The organism is Phenylobacterium sp. (genome assembly GCF_037968635.1).
Classification (GTDB): Bacteria; Pseudomonadota; Alphaproteobacteria; order Caulobacterales; family Caulobacteraceae; genus Phenylobacterium.
On the sequence record NZ_JBBKVV010000132.1, the window covers coordinates 26109 to 34702 of the forward strand.

The following is an 8594-nucleotide window of genomic DNA, read 5'->3' on the forward strand; positions in this document are numbered from 1 at the left end:
TTCCTCCTTGGGATCTAGCTGTTCAGCGTGGGGTGGACGACCTTGCCGCCCTGGGTGACCAGGGCCGCCTTGAGGATCTCGTCCTCCAGGTCGGGGGCGAGCTTGCCCTCCTTGTCCAGCAGCAGGCCGGCGAAGGCCATCAGGTTGCGGGCGTAGAGGGCCGAGGCGTCGGTGGCGATGCGGCCGGGCAGGTTGGCGACGCCGAGGATCTTCGCGCCATTGGCGGTGACCGCCACCTCGCCCAGCTTGGCGCCGACGACATTGCCGCCCTGCTCGATGGCCAGGTCCACCAGGATCGAGCCCGGGCGCATGGAGGCCACCTGTTCGGCGCTCACCAGCTTGGGCGCGGGCCGGCCCGGGATCAGGGCGGTGGTGATGACGATGTCTTGCTTGGCGATGTGGCTGGAGACCAGCGCGGCCTGCTTGGCCTGGTACTCGGCGCTCATCTCCTTGGCGTAGCCGCCGGCGGTCTGGGCGTTCTTGAACTCCTCGTCCTCGACCGCCAGGAACTTGGCGCCAAGGCTCTCGACCTGTTCCTTGGTGGCGGGGCGCACATCGGTGGCGGTGACCACCGCGCCCAGGCGCCGCGCCGTGGCGATGGCCTGCAGGCCGGCGACCCCGACCCCCATGACGAAGACCTTGGCTGCGGCGACGGTGCCCGCCGCGGTCATCATCATCGGCATGGCCCGGCCATAGGCCTCGGCGGCCTCGATCACCGCGCGGTAGCCCGCGAGATTGGCCTGCGACGACAGGGCGTCCATCACCTGGGCCCGGGTGATGCGCGGCACGAACTCCATGGCGAAGCCGGTCGCGCCCTTTGCGGCGAGCGCCTTCAAGGCGTCCTTGTCCATGTGCGGATTGAGCAGGGCCACGACGATGGCGCCGGCCTTCAGGGCCGCGATTTCGGCGGCCTCGGGGGCGCGGACCTTGAACAGGATATCGGCCTTGCCGATGGTGGCCTTGGCGTCCTTGGCGATCTCAGCGCCGGCGGCCAGGTAGTCGGCGTCGGGATAGGCGGCGGCCGTTCCGGCGCCGCTCTCGACCACCACCGAGAACCCGGCGGCGATCAGTTTCTTCACCGTCTCGGGGACGGCGGCGACCCGGGTCTCGCCGGCGCGGCGTTCAGTGGTGACGGCTATGACGGCCATGCGCCTGTTTCCCCCAAGTCAATATTGGCCGGACCATACGAGCGGCAGCGTCAGCTTGTCCAGCTATGGACGGGGCAGATTTGAACGTTTGTTTGAATCGCGCATACGACTTCGGGCGCACCGACGAGTCGGCACGCCCGATAGGTCTTTCAGGAAGGCGCGCGACGGGCGCGCGACAGCCGCTTAGTGGTCGGCGGCGGGCTTTTCGCGCAGGAAGACAATGCCCAGGACCAGCAGACCCATGCCGCTGATGAAACCGGCCAGGAAGCCGGCCGGGGTGCAGAACCACAGGACCAGCAACACCATCATGGAGGCGATCGCCAGCGAGCCCCACTTGGTCATGCCGTTGAACAGGTTGAACGTGGCGACCTGCTCGGAAATGTCCATGTCGCCGCGGTGATATTCGGAAGCCATAGAAGGGCGTCTCTCAAACTTGGGAAGAAATGGAATGGCGGCCGACGTACACCGTCAAACGCCAGGGCTCAAGCGCGCCTTATGTCTCAGCCCGGCCACCGGGCCAGAAGTCCCCGCAACGCCGCGATCAGCGCCAGGGGTTGGTCGACCATGATGTGGTGGGCCGAATCGGGGATGGCGATTTCCAGCATGTCCTTGGGCAGGGGCGAGGGGCGGTCGTCGCTGATCCGCGACTTCACCACCGAGCGGTCGCCATAGATGTGCACCAGGGGCACGGTGACCTTTGGCGGGCCGTCGGCGCTCATGCCCATCATCACGGTGCGGTCGAGCTTGTTCCACATCGCCGGGTCGAACCGCCAAGTCCAGCCTTCGCCGCCACCCTCGGCCAGGGGCGCGCGCTTCAGGGAGCGACGGGCGATGAAGTCGGCGATGAACAGGTTGCCGGCCACCTGAGGCGGCATGAAGCGGAAGCGAGCCAAAGCCGCCTCTTCCGTCGGATAGACTCGAGCCGCGCGGTCCCCGGTGGGGATGTTGCGCACCTCCTGCTCGCGCATGCGCTGGGCTTCCGGCGAGTTGGGCGGCGGACCACCGAAACCGGTGTCCACCAGCACCGCGGCGCGCATGCGCTCCGGATGGGCGGCGGCGGCGAAGAACACCTGACTGCCGCCGAAGGAGTGGCCGATATAGATCGGCAGGGCGCCGCCGTCATAGAGGCCGGTGGCGCGGGCCACGGCCTCGGCGTCCTCGGCGAAGTCCTGGAAGGCGTAGCTCTCGCGCCAGTCCGAGGCGCCCATGCCGGCCAGGGACATGGAGGTCACCCGGTAGTCCTGGGCCAGGAAGGGGGCGATGAAGCTCCACCAGTCGGCATGGGCGGAGTTGCCGTGCACCAGCAATAGGCCGGGCTTGCCCAGTTCGCCCCAGGTCAGGGCCTCGATCTGAGTTCCAAGCGAAGTGACGAAGCTGCGCTCCGGCTCCTGGGCGATGGCGTCAAGGAACCACTCGGGCGCGTCGGGATGGCGGCCTCGGAACGGCGCCAGCGGGGCCTGGACCTGGGGCGGCAAGCTGCCGGGTTCGGAATGGATGGGACGGTCGTCGTAGCCGACGGGCGCGCCTTCCTTGATCGCCGGATCCAATGCCATCAGGCCACCCCTCGCGCTTCCCGCTCACCCGCCTTGCGGGAGATCGAGCGGATACCCTTGTAGACGCCGGTGCCGGTGATCAGGGTGCGGTCGCCGCACCAGATTCGGCCCCGGACCGTGAAAACGTCGTCCTGCTCGGTGATGATCTCGCTGGTCCCCTCCACCCAGTCGCCCATGTGGGCGCCGGAGAGGAAGTCGGTGGTCAGCCGCACCGTCACCCAGCCGATCTCCCGCTTGTTGGAGATCACCCGGCCCCAGGCCATGTCGGCGAAGCTCATCAGCATGCCGCCGTGGCAGTTGTTCATGCCGTTGGCGTGGTGCTCTTCCACGCGGAAGGCCATCACCTCATCGCCGGTCGCCGCGTCGCGGCTGGAATAGAACGGCCCGACCGTACGGCCGAACCCCCGGTTCCAGAGGTTGATGACAAAACCATCGGGGACGATGGCGGTCTGGACTTCGGTCAGATCATCGGACATCGCGCAGGGAAATGAACGGGCGGTCGGCGAATGGCAAGCCCTTGATGACGCTGCGGCGGGTTCAACGGCCCCAGGCGCCCTCGTGCAGCACGACGCGGTAGCCGTCCGGGTCCTCGAAGCTGATCCCGTGATCGTCCCAATAGGGGTTGAAGGATTTCACCGGCCGATAACCCGCCGCCTCCAGCCGCGCGACGGCCGCAGCGCGCGCCGTCTCCTCCGGGAAGTAGAAGGTCAGCAGGTGGTCGGGGTTGGGCGCGGGGCCGGCCGCGTGCCCATGGGCCTGGGTGAGCTCCAGATGCCAGGGCGCGCCGAGGAAGCCCAGGATCACCCCGTCGAACCCGGCATGACCCCGAAAGCTCGCCAGCTCCAGCAGCCCTAGACCCTCGCGGTAGAACGCGGTCACGGCGTCCAACTGATCGGTCGGCCGCGCGATGCGCAGGGTCAGGCCGGCGAGGCTCATGGTCAGGGCTTCATAGTCCGCGCGGTGAGGTCCGCCGTCCCGTGCAGGATGGTGTCCTCCGCCGAGGTGGCCAGCGCCACGGCCACGGAACCGGCCGCGATCCGCCAACCGGGCAGGGTCGCGTCGTAGTTGGCCAGGAGGCGGGCGTCGGCGGTCACCGTCACGCGGCGGGTCTCGCCGGGGGCCAGGGCCACGCGGGCCCAGCCGATCAGGCGCTGGGAGGGCTTACCGTCCGAGCCAGTGACCGTCGCATAGACCTGCGGCGTGTCGGTCCCGGCCACGGCGCCGGCGTTCTTGACGTCGAAGCTTGCGGTGATCGTCTCGCCGCCCGCGACCTCGAGCTTCGCGTATTCGAAGTGGGTGTAGCAAAGGCCGAAGCCGAAGGGGAACAGGGTCGCCGCGCCGGTCTTGGCGAACCAGCGGTAGCCGACATCAGCGCCCTCCGGGTGCTCCACGGAGAAGCGGCCCTTGTGCTGCTGCACGTCGGGACGGGTGGTGGGCAGGGTGGAGCCCTCCACCGGCGGGCCGAAAATCTGGCCGGGAATTTCCGGGCGGACCAGGTCCTCCACGCCGCGCGGGAAACTCATGGGCAGGCGGCCGGACGGATTGACCGCGCCGAACAGGATGTTGGCGATGGCCTCACCGCCGCGGGTGCCCGGATACCAGGCCTCAAGCACGGCGTTGACGTCGTCGAGCCAGGGCATCAGCACCGGGGTCCCGGTCTCCAGCACCACCACGGTCTTGGGATTGGCGGCGACGACGGCGGCGATCAGCGCGTCCTGGTCGCCCGGCAGGGACAGGCTGGGCAGGTCCTCGGCCTCGGTCGCCCACTGGTCGGCGAAGACGATGGCGACATCGGCGTCCCTGGCCGCTACGGCGGCCTCGGCAGAGTCTTCCCCGGAGACGAAGGTCACGGCGGTGTTACGGGTCATCTCGCGGATCGCTGTGACCGGCGACGACGGGTGATAGGTGACCTTGGCGAAGGCGCCGGCCAGACCGGCCACCTCGATCTCATGGCCAGGCCCGCCCACCGGGATCACCTGGGACGAGCCGCCGCCGGACATCACGCCCTTGTCAGCATGGGCGCCGATCACCGCGATCTTGCGGATGCTGGCCGGCAGCGGCAGAACGCCGTCGTTCTTCAGCAGCACGGTCCCGGCTTCGGCTGCGGCCTGGGCGATCTTGGCGTTGGCGGCGTAGTCGGTCGGGCGCTTGGCGGCGGGATTGTCGAACACCCCCTTGTCGAACAGGCTGCGCAGGATGCGGTGGACCATGTCGGTCAGGCGCTCGAAGGGCACCTCGCCCTGCTCCACGGCCGCCTTCAGCAGCGCGCCGAAATAGACCTGTTTGTCGAGCTGCTCGCCGCTCTCCTGGTCCAGGCCCGCCATCACCGCCTTGGCTGTGGAGTGGACCGCGCCCCAGTCGCTCATCACCCAGCCGGGGTAGCCCCAGTCGCGTTTCAGAACGTCCGTCAGCAGGAAGGCGTTCTCGCCCGCCCACTCGCCGTTGACCTTGTTGTAGGCGCACATCACCGAGCCGGGGTCGCCGCGCTCGATGGCGATCTGGAAGGCCAGCAGGTCGCTCTCGCGCAAGGCGCCCTCGTCGATGCGGGCGTCGACGACGTGGCGGCAGGTCTCCTGATCGTTCAGGGCGAAATGCTTCAGGGTGCAGACGATGTCGTTGGACTGCGCGCCCTTGATGGCTTCCCCCACCAGCACCCCGGCCAGCAGCGGGTCCTCGCCGAGATATTCGAAATTGCGCCCGCAGCGCGGCTCGCGGGTCAGGTTGGCGCCGCCCCCCAGCAGCACGTTGAAGCCCTTGTCGCGGGCCTCGCCGCCCACCATCACGCCGGCGGCATGAGCCAGTTCCGGGTCCCAGGTCGAGGCAAGCGACAGGCCCGAAGGCAGGCCCGTAGCGCCGTCGCCCTTGCGCACCTGGCGGGGATTGGCGATGCCCAGGCTGGCGTCGGTCTCGTTCAGCGGCGGGATCCCCAGGCGCTCGACGCCGGGGATATAGCCCGCCCCCATGGCCGCGTCGGCGGGCGGCGGGGTGACCATGGCCGGCATCGGGCCGTGCACCAGGGAGATCATCTCATCCAGGGTCAGCTGTTCGATCAACAGCTTGGCGCGGGCGTCCGGCGACAGGGACTTGTCCATCCAGGCCTGGGTCATTTGAAGCGTCCTCCCACGTTGTAGGCACGACCCTAGTTATTTTAGTCCATTTGGGCAATAATCATTGCATGACCGTCGTCGCCCCCCGTCCCAGAGGCCGCCCGGCCCGTACCGCGCGGCCGGTGGAGGAGACGCGCGGCGTGATCCTGGACGCGGCCCTGAAGCTGTTCTCCGAACGCGGCTTCGAGGGCGCAGCCATGCGCGATATCGCGGCCCTGGCGGGCGTTGAGCACAGCCTGCTCCGCTACCACTACTCCGACAAGGCCACCCTCTGGCGCGCGGCTCTGGCCCGGCTGATCGTCGACATGAACGCGCACATGGCCGCCGGCTGGCGGACCACGGCAGGCCAGCCCGCCCTCGTGCGCTTCAAGACCATCCTGCGCGACTATGTCCGCTATTGCGCCCGCCACCCGGAGCACGCCCGCATCATGGTGCAGGAAGCGGTGGGCGATTCCGACCGCGTCGCCTGGATCGCCGAACAGATCGTGAAGCCACAGCATCGCAGCCTGGCCCGCCTGATGGAGACCCTGATGGCGGAGGGCCACCTGCCCCGAGTGCCGATGCGCAACCTGCTCTACATGCTGTCGGCCGCCGCCCAGTCGCCCTTCACCCTGGCCGGCGAGGTACGCCACGCCTACGGCGTCGACATGGCGCAGGAGGCCGAGATCGAGCGCCACGCAGATGCCCTAATCGCCCTGCTGATCCGGGACTAGGCTGCCGGACCGTCACCTGTGCATCCTCTCACGAAAGAGCCTGGGAGGCGGCCGATGCATGTGACCTGGAGCCCGAGCGATCTGGCGTTCCGAGACGAGGTGCGCGCCTTCCTCGACGCCGAGTTGACGCCGGAGATGCGGCGCATGACCCGGCTGATGACCAGCGTCTACGCCCCTCACGACCTCGCGTCCGCCTGGCAGGCCATCCTCCACGCCCGCGGCTGGGCGGCGCCGGCCTGGCCGGTGGAGTATGGCGGCTGCGGCTGGAGCTCGGCCCAGCGCTACATCTTCGCCAGCGAGATGGCCCAGGCCGGCGCCCCGCCCCTTTCGCCCATGGGGATCGGCATGTGCGGCCCGGTGCTGATCGGCCACGGGAGCGCGGACCAGAAGGCCCACTACCTGCCGCGCATGCTGAGCGGCGAGCACCAGTGGTGTCAGGGCTATTCCGAGCCGGCCTCCGGCTCCGACCTCGCCTCCCTGCAGATGAGCGCGGTGGCCGAAGGCGACGACTTCATCTGCAACGGCCACAAGCTGTGGACCACCCACGCCAATGTCGCAAACTGGATCTTCTGCCTGGTGCGGACCTCCAGCGAAGGCATCCGCCAGCAAGGGATCACCTTCCTGCTGATCGACATGACCACCCCCGGCGTCGAGGTGCGGCCGATCCTCATGCTGTCGGGAGAGCACATCCAGAACGACGTCTTCTTCACCGACGTCCGCGTCCCCCGCGCCAACGTGGTGGGCAAGGTCGGCGAGGGCTGGACGGTGGCCAAGTACCTGATGGAGTTCGAGCGCGGCGGCGGGGTCAGCGCGCCCGGCCTCAAGGCCCGCCTGCAACGCATCCGCAACCTGGCGGCGGCGGAAGACCATCTCGCCGACACCCGCAGCTTCGCCACGCGGCTGGCCTCGGCCTCCATCGAGGTCGACGCCCTGGAGGCCGTCGAGCTGCAGATCCTGGCCAATCTGACCCAGGGCGAGGCGCCCGGCGCCAAATCCTCGATGATGAAGACGGTGGGGACTGAGCTCAGCCAGAAACTGACCGAACTGGCCCTGGAGGCGGCAGGCGCCTATGGGGCGCCTTACCAGCCCCACGCGACAGCTCCGGGCGGCCCCACGCCGCTGTTCACGCCACCCGCCGACCAGGGACATGTCGGCCCCGACCACAGCCTTACGGTGGCGTCCAAATACCTCAACGATCGCGCGGGCTCGATCTATGCCGGGACCAACGAGATCCAGCGCAACATCATGGCCAAGGCGGTGCTGGGCCTCTAGCCCCGGCTCTCCTTGCCGAGGTCGCGGCGGCGCATCCACTCCAGCACGATCCAGGCGCCGAAGGCCCAGGTGGCCCCCAGGCTCCAGCCGGCCAGCACGTCGCTGGGCCAGTGGACGCCAAGATAGACCCGGCTGAATCCGACCCCGACGGTGGCCACCAGGGCCAGGACATAGATCAGGATCTTGGAGCTCGGCCGCTTCTCGACGCTGGCGATCAGAGTGGCCAGGGTCAGGAACACCGCCGCCGAAAGGGCCGAGTGACCGCTGGGGAAGCTCTGGGTGTAGACGTAGGAATGGTGCGGCACGAGGCTGGGCCTGGGGCGGTCGTAGAAGGTCTTCAGCACCTCGCTGGAAATCTGCGCGGCCAGGACAGTGCCCGCCAGAATCCAGGCCTGCCGTCGCTTGCCGTGGAAGCTGAACAACAGAACCGCCACGATCGTCGCGATGGTCAGGAAGGTGAAGCCGCCCAGGGCGGTGATGTCGCGCATCGCCTCCTCGACCCAGCGCGGCCCGATCGGATCGCTGAGGTCGCTCGGCTGACGCAGCATCAGCAGGAGTCGATGGTCGACGATATCGGTATCGCCCTCGACCACCTCGCTGGCGATGTTGAAGAACCCCCATATCGCGGCCGCGCAGGCCAGCCAGATCAGCAGGGCGCGGGTTTCTATCCGCCGGGCGGTGGGCTTGCGCGCGGGCGGGGCGGCGGGCGTGTTCATGCCCGCCTCAACGCGCGACCGGTCGGATGGATCAGACAAGCTCTTCGAAGGCGTCCACCAGCCGTTCCATCTGGGCCATGCCGGC

9 protein-coding genes are annotated in these 8594 nt (G+C 68.6%); 2 read left to right on the top strand and 7 right to left on the bottom strand.

Annotated features, from left to right (window positions below; genetic code table 11):
* Positions 1–14 precede the first annotated feature (14 nt).
* The 6 genes from AAC997_RS15865 to AAC997_RS15890 form a co-directional block, all read right to left on the bottom strand.
* On the bottom strand, positions 15–1148 hold the full coding sequence (locus AAC997_RS15865; protein WP_340646672.1) for a Re/Si-specific NAD(P)(+) transhydrogenase subunit alpha: 1134 nt from the start codon (positions 1146–1148) through the stop codon (positions 15–17).
* A 183-nt stretch (positions 1149–1331) separates the two neighbouring features.
* Positions 1332–1562: an aa3-type cytochrome c oxidase subunit IV gene (locus AAC997_RS15870; protein ID WP_340646673.1), complete on the bottom strand. Its 231-nt coding sequence runs from the start codon at positions 1560–1562 to the stop codon at positions 1332–1334.
* Between the two features lie 86 nt (positions 1563–1648).
* Positions 1649–2701 (bottom strand): alpha/beta hydrolase, encoded by a 1053-nt coding sequence (locus AAC997_RS15875; protein ID WP_340646674.1) that lies wholly within the window; start codon positions 2699–2701, stop codon positions 1649–1651.
* Entirely contained in the window at positions 2701–3177 is a 477-nt protein-coding gene (locus AAC997_RS15880; RefSeq protein ID WP_340646675.1) for a PaaI family thioesterase, read from the bottom strand. The genes AAC997_RS15875 and AAC997_RS15880 overlap by 1 nt, the downstream gene beginning before the upstream one ends.
* A 61-nt stretch (positions 3178–3238) precedes the next feature.
* Positions 3239–3637: a VOC family protein gene (locus tag AAC997_RS15885; protein WP_340646676.1), complete on the bottom strand. Its 399-nt coding sequence runs from the start codon at positions 3635–3637 to the stop codon at positions 3239–3241.
* A 2-nt stretch (positions 3638–3639) separates the two neighbouring features.
* A complete protein-coding gene (locus AAC997_RS15890; RefSeq protein WP_340646677.1) occupies positions 3640–5808 on the bottom strand; it encodes a glycoside hydrolase family 3 C-terminal domain-containing protein in 2169 nt (722 codons plus the stop codon).
* A 68-nt stretch (positions 5809–5876) separates the two neighbouring features.
* Here AAC997_RS15890 and AAC997_RS15895 point away from each other — a divergent pair, with 68 nt between their 5' ends.
* Both AAC997_RS15895 and AAC997_RS15900 read left to right on the top strand, forming a co-directional pair.
* Entirely contained in the window at positions 5877–6521 is a 645-nt protein-coding gene (locus tag AAC997_RS15895) for a TetR family transcriptional regulator (protein ID WP_340646678.1), read from the top strand.
* Between the two features lie 54 nt (positions 6522–6575).
* Positions 6576–7793, top strand: coding sequence for an acyl-CoA dehydrogenase family protein (locus tag AAC997_RS15900; RefSeq protein WP_340646679.1), 1218 nt, complete (start codon positions 6576–6578; stop codon positions 7791–7793).
* On the opposite strand, the gene AAC997_RS15905 is transcribed toward AAC997_RS15900, so the two are convergent.
* Positions 7790–8594, bottom strand: an 805-nt coding sequence (locus AAC997_RS15905) for a phosphatase PAP2 family protein (protein WP_340646680.1), incomplete at its 5' end; no start/stop codon positions are given. The two genes, AAC997_RS15900 and AAC997_RS15905, sit on opposite strands and share 4 nt — an antisense overlap.

Excerpts from the sequence above, each read along its gene's own strand:
- AAC997_RS15900 (WP_340646679.1), top strand. The coding sequence starts at position 6,576 with ATGCATGTGACCTGGAGCCCGAGCGATCTGGCGTTCCGAGACGAGGTG.
- AAC997_RS15885 (WP_340646676.1), bottom strand. The coding sequence starts at position 3,637 with ATGAGCCTCGCCGGCCTGACCCTGCGCATCGCGCGGCCGACCGATCAG.
- AAC997_RS15890 (WP_340646677.1), bottom strand. The coding sequence starts at position 5,808 with ATGACCCAGGCCTGGATGGACAAGTCCCTGTCGCCGGACGCCCGCGCC.
- AAC997_RS15865 (WP_340646672.1), bottom strand. The coding sequence starts at position 1,148 with ATGGCCGTCATAGCCGTCACCACTGAACGCCGCGCCGGCGAGACCCGG.
- AAC997_RS15875 (WP_340646674.1), bottom strand. The coding sequence starts at position 2,701 with ATGGCATTGGATCCGGCGATCAAGGAAGGCGCGCCCGTCGGCTACGAC.
- AAC997_RS15895 (WP_340646678.1), top strand. The coding sequence starts at position 5,877 with ATGACCGTCGTCGCCCCCCGTCCCAGAGGCCGCCCGGCCCGTACCGCG.
- AAC997_RS15880 (WP_340646675.1), bottom strand. The coding sequence starts at position 3,177 with ATGTCCGATGATCTGACCGAAGTCCAGACCGCCATCGTCCCCGATGGT.
- AAC997_RS15870 (WP_340646673.1), bottom strand. The coding sequence starts at position 1,562 with ATGGCTTCCGAATATCACCGCGGCGACATGGACATTTCCGAGCAGGTC.